13 protein-coding genes are annotated in these 16,336 nt (G+C 68.4%); 6 read left to right on the top strand and 7 right to left on the bottom strand.

What is annotated here, in order from left to right; translation table 11 throughout:
• The 3 genes from LOKHON_RS03720 (at position 1) to LOKHON_RS03730 (ending at position 3,772) form a co-directional block, all read left to right on the top strand.
• A complete protein-coding gene (locus LOKHON_RS03720; protein ID WP_026147387.1) occupies positions 1–624 on the top strand; it encodes an RNA-binding protein in 624 nt (207 codons plus the stop codon).
• Positions 625–629: 5 nt separating this feature from the next.
• Entirely contained in the window at positions 630–3,131 is a 2,502-nt protein-coding gene (infB, locus tag LOKHON_RS03725; RefSeq protein ID WP_017927742.1) for a translation initiation factor IF-2, read from the top strand.
• Between the two features lie 95 nt (positions 3,132–3,226).
• On the top strand, positions 3,227–3,772 hold the full coding sequence (locus LOKHON_RS03730; protein WP_017927741.1) for a P-loop NTPase family protein: 546 nt from the start codon (positions 3,227–3,229) through the stop codon (positions 3,770–3,772).
• Positions 3,773–3,858: 86 nt separating this feature from the next.
• On the opposite strand, the gene LOKHON_RS16290 is transcribed toward LOKHON_RS03730, so the two are convergent.
• The 4 genes from LOKHON_RS16290 to LOKHON_RS03750 all read right to left on the bottom strand — a co-directional run bounded on the left by LOKHON_RS16290 (position 3,859) and on the right by LOKHON_RS03750 (position 6,591).
• Positions 3,859–4,002 (bottom strand): hypothetical protein, encoded by a 144-nt coding sequence (locus LOKHON_RS16290; RefSeq protein ID WP_017927740.1) that lies wholly within the window; start codon positions 4,000–4,002, stop codon positions 3,859–3,861.
• 131 nt (positions 4,003–4,133) lie between these two features.
• Positions 4,134–4,532: a (deoxy)nucleoside triphosphate pyrophosphohydrolase gene (locus LOKHON_RS03740; protein ID WP_026147386.1), complete on the bottom strand. Its 399-nt coding sequence runs from the start codon at positions 4,530–4,532 to the stop codon at positions 4,134–4,136.
• A complete protein-coding gene (gene argJ, locus LOKHON_RS03745) occupies positions 4,529–5,746 on the bottom strand; it encodes a bifunctional glutamate N-acetyltransferase/amino-acid acetyltransferase ArgJ (RefSeq protein ID WP_017927738.1) in 1,218 nt (405 codons plus the stop codon). The genes LOKHON_RS03740 and argJ overlap by 4 nt, the downstream gene beginning before the upstream one ends.
• Positions 5,747–5,748: 2 nt before the next feature.
• A complete protein-coding gene (locus tag LOKHON_RS03750; protein ID WP_017927737.1) occupies positions 5,749–6,591 on the bottom strand; it encodes a peptidylprolyl isomerase in 843 nt (280 codons plus the stop codon).
• A gap of 186 nt (positions 6,592–6,777) precedes the next feature.
• On the opposite strand from LOKHON_RS03750, the gene secA reads away from it, so the two are divergent.
• The 3 genes from secA to LOKHON_RS03765 all read left to right on the top strand — a co-directional run bounded on the left by secA (position 6,778) and on the right by LOKHON_RS03765 (position 12,243).
• The gene (gene secA / locus LOKHON_RS03755) at positions 6,778–9,591 is read left to right on the top strand and encodes a preprotein translocase subunit SecA (RefSeq protein WP_017927736.1); all 2,814 of its coding nucleotides are present in this window, start codon (positions 6,778–6,780) and stop codon (positions 9,589–9,591) included.
• Between the two features lie 133 nt (positions 9,592–9,724).
• Positions 9,725–10,636: a hypothetical protein gene (locus LOKHON_RS16040; RefSeq protein ID WP_017927735.1), complete on the top strand. Its 912-nt coding sequence runs from the start codon at positions 9,725–9,727 to the stop codon at positions 10,634–10,636.
• Positions 10,633–12,243 carry a substrate-binding domain-containing protein gene (locus tag LOKHON_RS03765; RefSeq protein WP_017927734.1) on the top strand — a complete coding sequence of 537 codons (1,611 nt, stop codon included), beginning with the start codon at positions 10,633–10,635 and terminating at the stop codon, positions 12,241–12,243. The genes LOKHON_RS16040 and LOKHON_RS03765 overlap by 4 nt, the downstream gene beginning before the upstream one ends.
• Here the strand turns inward: LOKHON_RS03765 and radC are convergent.
• The 3 genes from radC to dnaK form a co-directional block, all read right to left on the bottom strand.
• Positions 12,240–13,001: a RadC family protein gene (gene radC / locus LOKHON_RS03770; protein WP_017927733.1), complete on the bottom strand. Its 762-nt coding sequence runs from the start codon at positions 12,999–13,001 to the stop codon at positions 12,240–12,242. The two genes, LOKHON_RS03765 and radC, sit on opposite strands and share 4 nt — an antisense overlap.
• Before the next feature lie 47 nt (positions 13,002–13,048).
• Complete coding sequence (dnaJ, locus tag LOKHON_RS03775; protein ID WP_017927732.1) at positions 13,049–14,200, bottom strand: molecular chaperone DnaJ; 1,152 nt, start codon at positions 14,198–14,200, stop codon at positions 13,049–13,051.
• Between the two features lie 81 nt (positions 14,201–14,281).
• Positions 14,282–16,207 carry a molecular chaperone DnaK gene (dnaK, locus tag LOKHON_RS03780; RefSeq protein ID WP_017927731.1) on the bottom strand — a complete coding sequence of 642 codons (1,926 nt, stop codon included), beginning with the start codon at positions 16,205–16,207 and terminating at the stop codon, positions 14,282–14,284.
• Positions 16,208–16,336 lie beyond the last annotated feature (129 nt).

Below are 16,336 nucleotides of genomic sequence, written 5' to 3' on the forward strand. Positions count from 1 at the left end.
ATGGGTCGTGGTGGAATGAAGGCGGAGCGGGCCGACGGGCCGGAGCGGAAATGCATCGTCACGGGTGACGTGCAGCCGAAATCCGGGCTGATCCGCTTCGTGATCGCCCCCGACGGCCAGGTGGTGCCGGACGTGCTCGGCAAGCTGCCGGGACGGGGCCTCTACGTGACGGCGGAAAAATCCGTCATCGAGACGGCCAAGCGCGGGCAGTTCGCCCGCGCCGCCAAGGCGCAGGTCACGGTGCCCGACGGTCTGGCCGCCGAGGTGGAGCGCCAGCAGGCGCGCCGCGTCGTCGACCTGATCGCGCTGGCGCGCAAGGCGGGGCTCGCGATCGCGGGCTTCGAAAAGGTGAAGTCGGCGCTTGCCGGCGATCACGTCCGCGTGCTGCTGCAGGCCTCCGACGGCTCCGAGCGCGGCAAGACCAAGCTGTGGACCCCCACGGGGGCGCGATATTACGGCTGCCTGACCTCCGACGAATTGGGTTTGGCTTTTGGCCGGCAAAGTGTGATACACGGCGCGCTCGCTGCTGGCGGACTCAGCGACCGTGTTGTAGAGGAGGCCGCGAAACTACGCGGTCTACGAGAGAGCAACGGCGGCGATACGGCCTCCGGGAAGGATATGTAAATCTGATGAGCGATACCGACGGCAAGAAACCTCTTGGTCTGCGCGGGTCCCGTCCGGGGAACGTCAAGCAGAGCTTCAGTCATGGCCGGACCAAGAACGTCGTGGTCGAGACCAAACGCAAGCGCGTCGTGGTGCCCAAGCCGGGCGGCGCGGCCCAAGGCACGGCTGCGACCGGCGCGGTGCGGGGCGACCCCTCCAAGCGTCCGGCGGGAATCAGCGAGGCCGAGCTCGAGCGCCGGATGCGCGCGCTTGCCCTGGCCCGCGCCCGCGAATCCGAAGAGGCCGAGAAGCGCGCCGCCGAAGAGGCCGCCCGCGCCGAGGAGCGTGAGCGCCGCCGCGCCGAGATCGAGGCCAAGGAACGCGAGGACCGCGAGCGCGAAGAGGCGCTGAAGGCCAAGGCCGAGGAAGAGGAGCGCAAGAAGCGCGAGGCCGCCGAGGCCGCGCGCAAGGCGTCCCAGCCCAGCCCGCAGCAGCCCGCCGCGGCGGCCCCCGCCGTGCCCGGCGAAGCCCCGGCAGGCGGCCCGCGCCCCGGTTCCGGCCCGCGCAAGGCCGGCGACCGCGACCGCGCCGACAAGAAGGCCAAGCCCGCCGGCAAGGGCGGTGGCGACAACCGCCGCTCCGGCAAGCTGACGCTGAACCAGGCGCTGTCGGGCGAAGGCGGACGCCAGCGCTCCATGGCGCAGATGAAGCGCAAGCAGGAGCGGGCGCGCCAGAAGGCGATGGGCGGCCCCGTCCAGCGCGAGAAGGTGACGCGCGACGTGCAGCTGCCCGAGGTGATCACCGTGGGCGAGCTGGCGAACCGCATGGCCGAACGCGTGGCCGACGTGGTGAAGTCGCTGATGCAGAACGGCATCATGGCGACCCAGAACCAGTCGATCGACGCCGACACCGCCGAGCTGATCATCGAGGATTTCGGCCACCGCGTCGTCCGCGTCTCGGACGCCGATGTCGAACAGGTGATCGAGCAGACCGCCGACAAGCCCGAGGACCTGAAGGATCGCGCGCCGATCATCACGGTCATGGGGCACGTCGACCACGGCAAGACCTCGCTGCTCGACGCGATCCGCAAGACCAAGGTCGTCTCGGGCGAGGCCGGTGGCATCACCCAGCATATCGGCGCCTACCAGGTCGATACCGAGAGCGGCACGCGGCTGACCTTCCTCGACACGCCCGGCCACGCGGCCTTCACCTCGATGCGCGCCCGCGGCGCGCAGGTGACGGACATCGTGGTGCTGGTGGTCGCGGCCGATGACGCGGTGATGCCGCAGACCATCGAGGCGCTGAACCACGCCAAGGCGGCGAAGGTGCCGATGATCGTGGCGATCAACAAGATCGACAAGTACGACGCCAACCCCGACAAGGTCCGCACCGACCTGCTCCAGCACGAGGTCATCGTCGAGAAGATGTCCGGCGACGTGCAGGACGTCGAGGTGTCGGCGATCTCGGGCAAGGGTCTCGACCAGCTGCTCGAAGCGATCGCGTTGCAGTCCGAGATCCTCGAACTGAAGGCGAACCCGAACCGTCCGGCGCAGGGCGCGGTGATCGAGGCGCAGCTCGACGTGGGCCGTGGCCCGGTCGCGACCGTCCTCGTGCAGAACGGCACGCTCAAGCGCGGCGACATCTTCGTCGTGGGCGAGCAGTGGGGTAAGGTCCGCGCGCTGGTCGACGACAAGGGCGACCGCGTCGAGGAAGCCGGCCCGTCGGTGCCCGTCGAGGTGCTGGGTCTCAACGGCACGCCCGAGGCGGGCGACGTGCTCAACGTCGTCGAGACCGAGGCACAGGCCCGCGAGATCGCCGAGTACCGCGCCAACGCCGCCAAGGAAAAGCGCGCCGCCGCCGGTGCCGCGACGACCCTTGAGCAGCTCATGGCCAAGGCCAAGGACGACAAGAACGTCTCCGAGCTGCCGATCCTGGTCAAATCCGACGTGCAGGGTTCGGCAGAGGCCATCGTTCAGGCGATGGAGAAGATCGGCAATGACGAGGTCCGGGTCCGGGTGCTGCATTCGGGCGTGGGTGCCATCACCGAAAGCGACATCGGCCTTGCCGAGGCGTCGGGTGCGCCGGTCTTCGGCTTCAACGTCCGGGCCAACGCGCCCGCGCGTCAGGCCGCGAACCAGAAGGGCGTCGAGATCCGCTATTACAGCGTGATCTACGACCTCGTGGACGACGTGAAGCAGGCGGCCTCGGGTCTTCTGTCGAACGAGATCCGCGAGAAGTTCATCGGCTATGCCAACATCAAGGAGGTCTTCAAGGTCTCCAATGTCGGCAAGGTCGCGGGCTGCCTCGTCACCGAAGGCGTGGCGCGCCGCTCCGCCGGTGTCCGCCTCTTGCGCGAGAACGTGGTGATCCACGAAGGCACGCTGAAGACGCTCAAGCGCTTCAAGGACGAGGTGTCCGAGGTGCAGTCGGGCCAGGAATGCGGCATGGCCTTCGAGAACTACGAAGATGTCCGCCCCGGCGACGTCATCGAGATCTTCGAGCGGGAATCGGTCGAGCGCTCGCTCTGATCCGGTCACCGCACAGGACAAAAGGGGCGGCCTTCGGGCCGCCCCTTCGCGTTTGCGGCGTTGACAGACGCGCCCGGGGCCGCGACGCAGGAGCGATGAAACGGGTGATGATCATCGGGCAGCCGGGCGCCGGCAAATCGTGGCTGGCGCGGCGAATGGGCGAGATCACGCATCTGCCGGTGGCGCATATCGACGCCATCCACTGGGCGCCTGGCTGGGTGGAGCGGTCGCGAAGCGAGAAGGACCGGCTTTGCGCCGAGATCCACGCCCGGCCCGAATGGATCTTCGAGGGCGGGCATTCGACGACATGGGGCGAACGGCTGGCCCGGGCCGACACGGTGATCTGGCTGGACCTGCCGACGGGCTTGCGGCTGGGGCGGGTGGCCTGGCGGAGTTTGCGTCACTGGGGACGCAGCCGCCCCGAGCTGCCGCCCGGATGCCCGGAACGGTTCGACCCGGCCTTCTTGCGGTTCATCTGGCGCACGCGCCGCACGATGCGCTCGAAGCTTTCGTGGTTCTATGAACGGGTGCCGCCGGAAAAGGACCGCCACCGCCTGCGCAGCCGGCGCGAGGTCGCGGCCTATCTGTCCGGCCTGTCCCAAGCGGTGAGCGCCGGAAATCTCGGGCTGCCGCACCGCTAGGGCCCGCGCGCATGAAAAAAGGGACGGCCCGGGGCCGTCCCTCTCGCGTCTGAATACTCGTGAAACCTTGGAACGCGAAAGGGGTGTCAGGCGGCTTTCGGGCTCGCATTGGCGGGGCGGCCTTCGTAGAGGCGCTTGCCGACGCGAACCTGCATCCGGCCATTGGCCAGCTTTTTCACCAACAGGCCCTGCACCGAGATGCAGCTTCCGATCAGGATCGTTTGCAACATGATGGACTCCAGTGATGGTTCACTGGGCCACTACCTATCGCTTTTGTCTGAATGAAACACTGACTTGACATATATTTGAGCAAAATTGCGGCGCTTCAGCACCGAAATGACGTAAGGTTTCGCGTCATGATTTACAGCCAGTCGCGGATGACGGGAATCAGCGGCAGGTCCGCGGCGGGCATGGGGTAATCGCGCAGCCGGTTCGGCCGCACCCATTCGAGCGCCTGATTCTCCCGCCCATGCGCCACGCCCTGCCAGCGGCGGCAGGCAAAGAGCGGCATCAGCAGGTGAAAGCCGTCATAGCTGTGGCTGGCAAAGCTCAGCGGCGCGAGACAGCTTTCCTGCGTGTCGATCCCAAGCTCCTCGTGCAGCTCGCGAATGAGCGCGGCCTCCGGCGTCTCGCCCGGCTCGACCTTGCCGCCCGGAAACTCCCAGAGCCCGGCCATGGATTTGCCCTCCGGGCGCTGCGCGAGCAGCACCCGGCCATCGGCGTCGATCAGCGCCACCGCGGACACGAGAACCGTCTTCACGAGCGGTAATCGGCGTTGATGTCGATGTAGCGATGCGTGAGATCGCAGGTCCAGGCCACGGCCTCGCCCGCGCCGAGCCCCAGATCGACGGCGATGACGATCTCCTGGCCCTTCATGTAGGCGGCGGCCTTTTCTTCGCTGTAGGACGGGCTGACCCAGCCGTTTTCGGCCACGAGGATGTCGCCGAAGCGGATCGACAACCGGTCGCGGTCGGCCTCGGCGCCGGATTTGCCCACGGCCATCACGACGCGGCCCCAGTTCGGGTCCTCACCGGCGATGGCGGTCTTCACCAGCGGCGAATTGGCGGTGGCCATGGCGACCTTGCGAGCGTCGGTCTCGGAGGCCGCGCCGGTCACGCGGATCTCCACGAACTTGGTCGCGCCCTCGCCGTCGCGCACCACCTGATGCGCGAGGTCGAGCATGACCCGCTCCAGCCCGGCGGCGAAATCGTCGTTGCCGGTGGCGTCCACGCCCGAGGCCCCGGTCGCGGCCATCAGCAGCGTGTCCGAGGTCGAGGTGTCGCTGTCGACGGTGATGCAGTTGAAGGTCCGGTCGGTGATCTCGCGCAGCAGGCCCTGCAGGCGGGGCTGGTCGTGTCGCGCGTCGGTAAAGATGTAGACCAGCATCGTCGCCATGTCGGGCGCGATCATGCCCGAACCCTTGGCGATGCCGGCGATCTTCACCTCGCGCCCGTCGATCGTGACCGTCTCGGCCGCGCCCTTGGGAAAGGTGTCGGTGGTCATGATGGCGCGCGCGGCGCCTTCAAGGCCCGATGGGTCGAGGGCGGCGTTCAGCGCGTCGAGCTTCGCCACGATCCGCTCATGCGGCAGCGGCTCGCCGATCACGCCGGTCGAGGAGGTGAAGACGCGGCCCTCGTCGATGCCGGTGGCCCGCGCCACGGCGGCGCAGATCTCGGCCACCGAGCGTTCGCCCGCCGCGCCGGTAAAGGCGTTGGAATTGCCCGAATTCACCAGAAAGGCGGCGCGGGACGTGCCCGCGCCGATCTTGGCCTCGCAGTCGCGGACCGGGGCCGAGCGGGTGGAGGAGCGCGTGAACACCCCCGCCACCGCCGAGCCCGCGGCCAGCTCCGCGAGCATCACGTCGGTCCGGTTCGCATAGCGCACCCCGGCCGCGAGGGAGGCAAAGCGCACCCCCGCGATCTCGGGCAGGGCGGGAAAGGCGGCGGGCGCCAGAGGCGAGACCGGACCGGCCATGATCAGTTGCCCTCTTCGAGCAGGTCGAGATCGGTGAGCAGCGCCGGGTCGAAGGCGCCGTCCTCGGGCCGGGCGACGTCGGCCTCGCCCTCGAGCTCGGTCAGGCGGGTCTCGATCTTGCCTTGCTGGATCTGGCTGGCGAGATCCTCGCGCACATCCTCGAGCGCGGGCGCCTCCTGCGTGCGGGTGTCGTCGAGCCGGATCACGTGGAAGCCGAACTGCGTCTCGACCGGCGCTTCGGTCATCTCGCCCTTTTCCAGCTCCGCCACGGCGGTCTGGAACGGCGCGACCATCATGCCGTCGGCGAACCAGCCGAGGCTGCCGCCATTGGCGCCCGAGCCGGGATCGGTCGAGACCTCCTTGGCCACCTCTGCGAAGTCCTCGCCCGCCTCGAGCCGCTCCATCACGGCCTTGGCCTCTTCCTCGGTCTCCACGAGGATGTGGCTGGCGTTGTATTCCTGCACCGGTTCGGCGTCGGCGAAGGCTTCGTCATAGGCGGCCTGCAGCTCCTCGTCGGAGACGGCCTCGCCCATCATCATGTTGATCGCCTCGCCCGCCATCAGCGACCGGCGCTGGTTCTCGAGCGCGTATTCGACGCGCGCGGGGGTCTCGTCGAGCGTGTCGGCCAGCACCTGCTGCTGGATCAGCTGGTCGAGAATGCCCTGAAACAGCGTCTCGGGCGGCAATTGCTGGTATTGCTGCGGCAGCTGGCTGCGGGTGATGATCATCTCGCCCAGCGTGATCTCGGTGCCGTTGACGGTGGCGACGACATCCGAGGCCTGCTGCGCGGAGGCCATGGTGGACAGGCCGGCCATCAGGGCGGCGGCGGGCAGCGTGCGGATCATGTGGTTTCCTTCCCTTGCCGCGCGGGGAACGCGTCCCGGGCGCGACGTTGACACTCGGTCCCCCGCCCCTTACATCGCCTGATGGGCTGGCAAAGGGCGGCACTTGCGCCCTATCTATGCCCCACATGCGGGGGCGACAAGCGACCTCCTTGCAGATCAAAGAACGACGGCAGGAGACAATCGCCAATGCTGGGTATCGGATCGCTGGCCAAGAAGGTCTTCGGCACGCCGAACGACCGCAAGATCAAGTCCACGCGACCGCTGATCGAGAAGATCAACGCGCTGGAGCCGGAGTTCCAGGCGTTGGACGATGAGGGCCTCAAGGCCAAGACCGCGGAATTCAAGGACAGGATCGAAAAGGGCGAAAGCCTCGATCACCTGCTGCCCGAGGCCTTTGCCAACTGCCGCGAGGCGGCGCGCCGGGCGCTCGGTTTGCGCGCCTTCGACACGCAGCTGATGGGCGGCATCTTCCTGCATCAGGGCAACATCGCCGAGATGAAGACTGGCGAGGGCAAGACGCTGGTCGCGACCTTCCCGGCCTATCTCAACGGGCTGTCGGGCAAGGGCGTGCATGTCGTCACCGTCAACGACTACCTCGCCAAGCGCGATGCCGAATGGATGAGCAAGGTCTATGGCGCGCTCGGCCTGAGCACGGGCGTGGTCTATCCGCAGCAGCCCGAGGCCGAGAAGAAGGGCGCCTACGCCGCCGACATCACCTATGCCACCAACAACGAGTTGGGCTTCGACTACCTGCGCGACAACATGAAGTCGGAGCTGGCGCAGATGAACCAGCGCGGCCACAACTTCGCGATCGTCGACGAGACCGACAGCATCCTGATCGACGAGGCGCGCACGCCGCTGATCATCTCGGGGCCGTCGCAGGACCGCTCGGAGCTCTATCGCCAGATCGACCGGGTGATCCCCGAGCTGACCGAGGAGCACTATACCCTCGACGAGAAGACCCGCTCGGTCACCTATACCGACGAGGGCAACGAGTTCCTCGAGGAGCGGCTGCAGGCGGCGGGCATCCTGCCCGAGGGCCAGACGCTCTATGACCCCGAGAGCACGACCATCGTGCACCACGTCAACCAGGGCCTGCGCGCGCACAAGCTGTTCACCCGCGACAAGGATTACATCATCCGCGACGGGCAGGCGGTGCTGATCGACGAGTTCACCGGCCGCATGATGCATGGCCGCCGCCTGTCGGACGGGCTGCACCAGGCGATCGAGGCCAAGGAAGAGCTCGACATCCAGCCCGAGAACGTGACGCTGGCCAGCGTCACCTTCCAGAACTATTTCCGGCTTTATGACAAGCTCGCGGGCATGACCGGCACCGCGCTGACCGAGGCCGACGAATTCTTCGAGATCTACCGCCTCGGCGTGGTCGAGGTGCCGACCAACCGGCCGATCCAGCGGCGCGACGAGCACGACCAGGTGTTCCGCACCGCGCGCGAGAAGTTCGAGGGCGTGGTGACGTCGATCAAGGAGGCGCATGAAAAGCGTCAGCCGATCCTCGTCGGCACCACCTCGATCGAGAAATCCGAATTCCTGAGCCAGATGCTCGAAAAGGAAGGCATCAAGCACAACGTGCTCAACGCCCGCCAGCACGAGCAGGAGGCGCAGATCATCGCCGATGCCGGCAAGCTCGGCGCCGTGACCATCGCCACCAACATGGCCGGGCGCGGCACGGACATCCAGCTTGGCGGCAATGTCGAGCTGAAGGTGCTGGAGGCGCTGGCCGCCGATCCCGAGGCCCATCCCGACGAGATCCGCGCCCGGATCGAAGCCGAGCATGCCGACGAGAAGAAGGCCGTGCTCGAGGCGGGCGGCCTGTTCGTGCTGGCCACCGAGCGGCACGAAAGCCGGCGCATCGACAACCAGCTGCGCGGCCGCTCGGGTCGTCAGGGCGATCCGGGGCGGTCGTCCTTCTTCCTGAGCCTCGAAGACGACCTGATGCGGATCTTCGGCTCGGAGCGGCTGGAAAAGGTGCTCGCGGGTCTGGGCATGAAGGAAGGCGAGGCGATCGTGCACCCTTGGGTGAACAAGTCGCTCGAGCGCGCGCAGGCCAAGGTCGAGGGGCGCAACTTCGACATCCGCAAGCAGCTTCTGAAATACGACGACGTGATGAACGAGCAGCGCAAGGTGATCTTCTCCCAGCGCCGCGAGATCATGGAGGCGCAGGACCTGAGCGAGATCGTCGCCGACATGCGCCACCAAGTGATCGAGGATCTCGTCGCCACCCACATCCCGCCCAAGGCCTATGCCGACCAGTGGGACACCGAAGGCCTCTACGCGCAGGCGATCCAGGTGCTCGGCGTCGACGTGCCGGTGATGAAATGGGCCGATGAGGAGGGCGTCGACGACGGCGACATCCGCGAGCGGCTCGAAGAGGCCTCCGACAAGCTGATGGCCGAAAAGACCGAGACCTTCGGCGCCGAGACGATGAAGAGCATCGAGAAGCAGGTGCTGTTGCAGACCATCGACGCCAAGTGGCGCGATCATTTGCTGATGCTCGAACATCTGCGCTCGGTGGTGGGCTTCCGCGGCTACGCGCAGCGCGACCCGCTCAACGAGTACAAGACCGAGAGCTTCCAGTTGTTCGAAGGCCTGCTCGACGGGCTGCGCAGCGAGGTGACGGAAAAGCTGGCGCAGATCCGGCCGATCTCCAAGGAAGAGCAGCAGGCGATGCTGCAGCGCGCGATGCAGGCGCAGGCGGCCAAGGCCGGTGGCGGAGCTGCCGGAGCCACCGGGGCCGCGGGCGCCACGGCGGGCGGTGCCGCCACGGGGGCCGCCGCCAGCGGTGCCGCGGCGCAGCCCGCCCCGGCTCCGCGCCGCGAGGCGCCCGAGCTGGCCGCCGCCGGGGCGGCGCCGAAAGCCGCCGCCGCCCCGGCGCCCGGCTTCGACGAGACCGACCCGTCGAGCTGGGGCTCGCCCTCGCGCAACGGTCCCTGCCCCTGCGGCTCGGGGGAGAAGTTCAAGCACTGCCACGGCAAGCTCTGATCCTGCCGCGGACATCCGGGCCAAGGCGCATGCCGCATTTGTGCCCGGATGACTCCCCCGTGCTGCCGGGTTGCGGTCGCGCGCGGGCCTTGTCGCCCGGTCATGATCGGGCGAGTTGAATAAGGATCGGGTCATGGCCGTCTTGCGTTTTCTCGCCACCGCGACCGCCTGCGCGGGCGCGGCCTTCGCCATCGGGCATTTCATGGAAAGCGGCGTCTCGCGCGCCGCCGCGACGCCGGTCGACCTGCCGCAGACCTTTGCCGAAGCGCCCATGCTGATCGCCGCGGCGACGGAGCCCGCCCCGGTCGCCACGGCGGTCTTCGACCGGCCGAACCTGTCGCGCAGCCCCGACCGGCTGCCCGGTCTCGACACCCATGTCGCCACCTCCGCCGCCGATGGCTGCCAAAGCCGTCTGACCGCGACGCCGCGCCCCGGCGCCATCGCCGCGCTGCGGTTCACCGCGCCCTGCGCGCCCGAGGCCCGCGTCACGCTGCACCATCAGGGGCTGACCGTGACGCTGCTCACCGATGCGGAGGGCGAAGCCGAGGCGCTGTTCCCGGCGCTGTCGCGCGAGGCGGTGTTCATGGCCGAGGCGGCGGGCGTCACGGCGGTCGCCCGGACGGTGCTGCCCGACATGGCGCAGTGGCGGCGCGTGGCGCTGCAATGGCGCGATGGCGACGGGCTGTCGCTGCATGCGCTGGCGCCGGGCGCGCGCCATGGCGCCGCGGGCCATGTCAGCCGTGCCACGCCGGTCGCCGCGGGCAATGGGCCCTCGATGGTGGCGCTGGGGCACCCGGCGGTGCCGGAGGCGCGGCTGGCCGAAATCTACAGCGCCCCGGCGCAGGACGCCGCCACGCTCAGCGTCGAGATCGACGTGGCCGCGCGCAATTGCGGCGCGGCGGTGATGGCCGAGCTGGTGCAGGCCGATGCGGCGGGCGGGCTCACCAGCACCGACCTCGAGGTCACGCTTCCGGGCTGTGACGCGGTGGGCGAGCTTCTCGTCTTGCAAAACCTCGAAGCGGGGCGGACACTCGCGGCGAGATGACGCCCAACCGATCCGCAACCTTCCCGTTTTTCTCGATCCTGTCCGGCGCGGCCTTCTGGGCCGCGTTGGCCGTTGCGCCGACGATCAGTACCGCGCAGGCGCCCGACCGCGAGGTGCGGCTGACCTCGCGCAGCGGCACGCTCGCCCTGTCGGGCAGCCTTCTGGGCTATGATGGCCGCTACCTGCGGGTCGCCACCGAGCATGGCGAACTGACGCTGCCGCTGGCCGGTGTGGTCTGCGAGGGCGCGGCCTGTCCCGACCCCGACACCTGGGTGCCCGAGCTGCGGCTGTCGGGGGCCGCGCGGATGGGCGAGCTGGTGCTGCCGGCGCTGGTGGACGGCTATGCGCGCGACCGGGGGCTGGCGCTGGAGATCGCCGAGACCGACAGCACGCACCGGACCTACAGCCTTGTCTCTCCCGAGGACGGCGCGACGCGGCTGCGGGTGTCGTTCCGGCTGACCTCGACGCAGGATGGTTTCGCCGATCTTCTGGCCGACGAGGCCGATCTTGCCATGGCCGAGCGGCTGCTCGACGCCGAGGAGCTGACATTGGCGCGCGATGCGGGGCTGGGGCGGCTCGACGCGCCGGGACGGCTGCAGCTGATCGGGCTCGACGCGCTGGTGCCGGTGGTGGCGCCGGGACGGCGGATCGAGGCGCTGTCGCCGTCGCAGCTGGCGCGTCTCTATAGCGGCGAGATTGCCGACTGGTCCGGGCTGGGCGGGCCGGAGCTGCCGGTGCGGCTGCATCTGGGCCCCGAGGCGAGCGGCCAGATGCAGGGCTTCGAGGCCATGATGCGGGGGCTGGCGGGAAAAGAACTGTCGGCGGAGGTGACCCGCCATCCCGACACCGAAAGGCTGGCCGCTGCCGTCGCCGCAGATCCCGGCGCGATCGGCATGCTGCCCTTCGGGCGCACCGGTGTGGCGCAGCCGCTGGCGCTTGGGGGGCCGTGCGGGCTGCGCAGCCATGCCGCGCCCGAGACCGTGGTGACAGGGGATTTCCCGATCACCCTGCCGCTGGTGCTTTATCGCCCGATGCGCCGCCTGCCCGAACGGGCGGAGGCCTTTCTCGGCTGGATCGCCACCGCCGAGGCGCAGCTCGTGCTGCGGCGGGCGGGGGTGACCGGTCTCGCGCCGCTGCCCATCCCGATCGAGGCGCAGGGCCGCCGTCTCGCGGGGGCGGTGCTGTCGGCGGGCGAGGATGTCGGGCTGGCGGAGCTGCAGCGCATGCTGCGGGTGCTGGAGCCGCGGCTGCGGCTGTCGACCACCTTCCGCTTCGAGGCGGGAGAGGCGGCGCTCGACGCGGTGTCGCGCAGCCGGGTGGTGCAGCTGGCACAGGCGATCCGCGACGGGCGCCATGCCGGGCATTCGCTGCTTCTGGCGGGGTTCAGCGACGGACGTGGCGGACCGATGGCCAATCACGACCTGTCGCTGGAGCGGGCCCGCGCGGTGCGCGCCTCGGTGCTGGCGCTGCTCGGCGGTGCCCTGCCGCCCGACGTGACGCTCGAGGTGGCGGCCTTCGGTGAGGCGATGCCGATGGGCTGCGACGACACCGAGACGGGCCGCGGCATCAACCGCCGGGTCGAGCTGTGGGAAGGGCCGCTGCGCTAGAGCAGCCCGTCGGCGCGAAAGCTGGTCTCGCGCGATTTTCCGATCACGAGATGATCGTGCAGCGTGAGGTTCAGCGCCCGCGCCGCCGCGTCGATCTGCGCGGTCATGGCGATGTCGGCCTCCGACGGGGTCGGGTCGCCGGAGGGGTGGTTGTGCACGAGGATCAGCGCCGAGGCGTTGAGCTCCAGCGCCCGTTTCACCACCTCGCGCGGATAGACCGGCACGTGATCGACCGTGCCGCGCCCCTGCGCCTCGTCGGCGATCAGCACGTTGCGCCGGTCGAGAAACAGCACCCGGAACTGTTCGGTGTCGCGATGCGCCATCACGGTGCGGCAGTAATCCAGAAGCGGCTCCCAGCCCGACAGCACGGGCCGCGCGATCACCCGCGCCCGTGCCATGCGATGCGCCACGGCCTCGACCACCTTGATCTCGCACAGCACGGCGGGGCCGACCCCGTCGATTTCGGTCAGGCGGGGGGCGGGGGCGGCGAGCACGCGGTTGAGATCGCCGAAGGCGTCGATCAGCCGCCGCGCCAGCGGCTTCACGTCCTGCCGCGGGATGGCGCGGAACAGCAAAAGCTCCAGCAGTTCGTAATCGGGCATGGCGTCGGCGCCGCCCGACAGGAACCGCTCGCGCAGGCGGCGGCGGTGATCGGCCATGTAGGAGGGAATGCGCCCCTTCGGCAGCGGCACGGCCTCGGCCACCTCGTCATGATCGAAGGGCAGGGGGCGTTCGGCGAAGGAGGGATCGGGGGCCATGCCCGCGAGCCTGTCGCGGGCATGGTTAAGGCGGCGTTAAGAGCGTCTCAGCCCTTCATCGAATCCCAGAACCCCTTCACGGCGGAGAAGAAGTTCGAGCTTTGCGGGTTGTTCTTCTCGCCCAGCTCGTCGAATTCGCGCAGAAGCTCGCGCTGCCGCCCGGTGAGGTTCACCGGTGTCTCGACGGCAAGCTCGATGAACATGTCGCCGCGCTGGCCGCCGCGCAGGGCGGGCATGCCCTTGCCGCGCAGGCGCATCTGCCGGCCCGACTGGCTGCCCTCGGGGATCTTCACGCGGGACTTGCCGCCATCGATGGTCGGCACCTCGATGTCGCCGCCCAGCGCCGCCGCCGCCATGGAAACGGGCACGCGGCAGTAAAGATCGTGACCGTCGCGCTTGAACAGCTGGTGCTCGGCCACGTCGATGAAGATGTAGAGATCGCCCGAGGGACCGCCGCGCAGCCCCGCCTCGCCCTCGCCGGCGAGCCGGATGCGGGTGCCGGTCTCGACGCCGGCGGGGATGTTGACCGAGAGGGATTTCTCCTTCTCGACGCGGCCCGCGCCCTGGCAGGCCCGGCAGGGATCCTTGATGATCTGGCCGATGCCGTTGCAGGTCGGGCAGGTCCGCTCGACGGTGAAGAAGCCCTGCTGCGCGCGCACCTTGCCCATGCCAGAACAGGTCGGGCAGGTGGCGGGCTCGGAGCCGTCGGACGCGCCCGAACCCTGGCATTTGTCGCAGCTGACCGAGGTCGGCACCGTGACGGTCTTCTGCAGCCCGGCAAAGGCGTCCTCGAGGCTGATGCGCAGGTTGTAGCGCAGGTCGTTGCCGCGCGCGGCGCGGCTGCGGCCGCCGCCGCGCTGGCCGCCCATGAAATCGCCGAACAGGTCGTCGAACACGTCCGAGAAGGCCGAGGCGAAATCGCCCTGGCCGCGGAAGCCGCCCGCGCCGCCGCCCGGCCGCCCGCCCATGCCGCCTTCGAAGGCGGCGTGGCCATAGCGGTCATAGGCGGCCTTCTTGTCGGCGTCCTTCAGAACGTCATAGGCCTCGTTGGCGGCCTTGAACTGTTCCTCGGCGTTGGGATTGTCGGAATTGCGGTCGGGGTGCAGCTCCTTCGCCTTGCGGCGATAGGCCTTCTTGATCTCGTCGGCGGACGCGCCCTTCGAGACCCCGAGCGTTTCGTAGTAGTCGCGTTTTGCCATGGGATCGTCCATCTATCAGAAACGGAAAGGAGCCGACCCGGTCGACGGGCCGGCTCCTTGGACTAGAGCGATCGCGATGCCTCAGCGGCCCCGCTTGTCGTCGTCCAGATCCTCGAAGTCGGCATCGACGATGCCGTCATCGTCATTGTCGCGCGACTTGGTGTCCGCCTCGGCGGGCTCCTCCTCGCCGGCTTCGGCCTGCGTCGCCTTGTAGATCGCCTCGCCCAGCTTCATCGCCGATTCAGAGACGTTCTGGATGCCGGCGCGGATCTTGTCGGGGTTGTCGCCCTCCAGCTCGTCCTTGAGCGCGGCCAGCGCCAGCTCGATCGCCTCGATGGTCGAGGGGTCGACCTTGTCGGAGTGCTCTTCCATCGACTTCTCGGTCGAGTGGATCAGGCTCTCCGCCTGGTTCTTGGCCTCGACCAGATCGCGGCGCTTCTTGTCGCCCTCGGCGTTCTCCTCGGCTTCGCGCACCATCTTCTCGATGTCGTCATCGGTCAGACCGCCCGACGCCTGGATGGTGATCTTCTGCTCCTTGCCGGTGCCCTTGTCCTTGGCCGAGACCGACACGATGCCGTTGGCGTCGATGTCGAAGGTCACCTCGATCTGCGGCATGCCGCGCGGCGCGGGCGGGATGTTCTCGAGGTTGAACTGGCCGAGCATCTTGTTGTCGGCGGCCATCTCGCGCTCGCCCTGGAAGACCCGGATCGTCACCGCGTTCTGGTTGTCCTCGGCGGTGGAGAAGATCTGGCTTTTCTTGGTCGGGATGGTGGTGTTGCGGTCGATCAGCCGGGTGAACACGCCGCCCAGCGTCTCGATGCCGAGCGAAAGCGGCGTCACGTCGAGCAGCACCACGTCCTTGACGTCGCCTTGCAGCACGCCGGCCTGGATGGCGGCGCCGAGGGCGACGACCTCGTCGGGGTTCACGCCCTTGTGCGGCTCCTTGCCGAAGAACTTGGTCACTTCCTCGACCACCTTGGGCATGCGGGTCATGCCGCCGACCAGCACGATCTCGTCGATCTCGGAGGTCGAGATGCCGGCATCCTTGAGCGCCGCCTGGCAGGGCTTCATCGAGGCCTTGATCAGGTCGCCGACGAGGCTTTCCAGCTTGGCGCGGGTCAGCTTCATCACGAGGTGCAGCGGCGTGCCGGTCTTGCCGTCCATCGAGATGAAGGGCTGGTTGATCTCGGTCTGGTTCGAGGAGGACAGCTCGATCTTGGCCTTCTCGGCGGCTTCCTTGAGACGCTGCAGGGCCATCTTGTCCTGCGTGAGATCGCTGCCATGCTCCTTTTTGAACTCCTCGGCGAGGTAGTTCACGATCCGCATGTCGAAGTCTTCGCCACCGAGGAAGGTGTCGCCATTGGTCGACTTCACCTCGAACAGCCCGTCATCGATCTCGAGGATGGTGACGTCGAAGGTGCCGCCGCCGAGGTCGTAGACGGCGATGGTCTTGCTGTCCTTCTTGTCGAGACCGTAAGCCAGCGCCGCGGCGGTCGGCTCGTTGATGATGCGCAGCACCTCGAGACCGGCGATCTTGCCGGCGTCCTTGGTGGCCTGACGCTGGGCGTCGTTGAAATAGGCGGGGACGGTGATGACGGCCTGCGTCACCTCTTCGCCGAGATAGGACTCGGCGGTCTCCTTCATCTTCTGCAGCGTGAAGGCCGAGATCTGCGACGGGGAGTACTTCTCACCCTTCACCTCGACCCAGGCGTCGCCATTGCCGCCATCGACGATCTGGTAGGGGACCAGCTTGCGGTCCTTTTCGACCGCGGCGTCGGACATGCGGCGGCCGATCAGACGCTTGACCGCGTGGATGGTGTTGGACGGGTTGGTGACGGCCTGCCGCTTGGCGGGCTGGCCGACGAGCCGTTCATCGTCGGTGAAGGCGACGATCGACGGGGTGGTGCGCGCGCCTTCGGAGTTCTCGATCACGCGGGGCTGCGAGCCGTCCATGATCGCGACGCAGGAATTGGTGGTCCCGAGGTCGATGCCGATTACTTTAGCCATGTTCAAAACCCTCTAGCTCTAGGCGGTTTTCCGGTGCGGACCCGTTGAGGCATCAGCCCCGGACAGGAGTTTTGCGGCGAAGCAGGCCCCGCCGCGGATCACTGGGCTATATAGGGAGGGCGTTTTCGG

This window comes from Limimaricola hongkongensis DSM 17492, from assembly GCF_000600975.2.
Taxonomy (GTDB): domain Bacteria; phylum Pseudomonadota; class Alphaproteobacteria; order Rhodobacterales; family Rhodobacteraceae; genus Limimaricola; species Limimaricola hongkongensis.

Excerpts from the sequence above, each read along its gene's own strand:
- LOKHON_RS03720 (WP_026147387.1), top strand. The coding sequence starts at position 1 with ATGGGTCGTGGTGGAATGAAGGCGGAGCGGGCCGACGGGCCGGAGCGG.
- infB (WP_017927742.1), top strand. The coding sequence starts at position 630 with ATGAGCGATACCGACGGCAAGAAACCTCTTGGTCTGCGCGGGTCCCGT.
- LOKHON_RS03730 (WP_017927741.1), top strand. The coding sequence starts at position 3,227 with ATGAAACGGGTGATGATCATCGGGCAGCCGGGCGCCGGCAAATCGTGG.
- LOKHON_RS16290 (WP_017927740.1), bottom strand. The coding sequence starts at position 4,002 with ATGTTGCAAACGATCCTGATCGGAAGCTGCATCTCGGTGCAGGGCCTG.
- argJ (WP_017927738.1), bottom strand. The coding sequence starts at position 5,746 with ATGGCCGGTCCGGTCTCGCCTCTGGCGCCCGCCGCCTTTCCCGCCCTG.
- LOKHON_RS03750 (WP_017927737.1), bottom strand. The coding sequence starts at position 6,591 with ATGATCCGCACGCTGCCCGCCGCCGCCCTGATGGCCGGCCTGTCCACC.
- secA (WP_017927736.1), top strand. The coding sequence starts at position 6,778 with ATGCTGGGTATCGGATCGCTGGCCAAGAAGGTCTTCGGCACGCCGAAC.
- LOKHON_RS16040 (WP_017927735.1), top strand. The coding sequence starts at position 9,725 with ATGGCCGTCTTGCGTTTTCTCGCCACCGCGACCGCCTGCGCGGGCGCG.
- LOKHON_RS03765 (WP_017927734.1), top strand. The coding sequence starts at position 10,633 with ATGACGCCCAACCGATCCGCAACCTTCCCGTTTTTCTCGATCCTGTCC.
- radC (WP_017927733.1), bottom strand. The coding sequence starts at position 13,001 with ATGGCCCCCGATCCCTCCTTCGCCGAACGCCCCCTGCCCTTCGATCAT.
- dnaJ (WP_017927732.1), bottom strand. The coding sequence starts at position 14,200 with ATGGCAAAACGCGACTACTACGAAACGCTCGGGGTCTCGAAGGGCGCG.
- dnaK (WP_017927731.1), bottom strand. The coding sequence starts at position 16,207 with ATGGCTAAAGTAATCGGCATCGACCTCGGGACCACCAATTCCTGCGTC.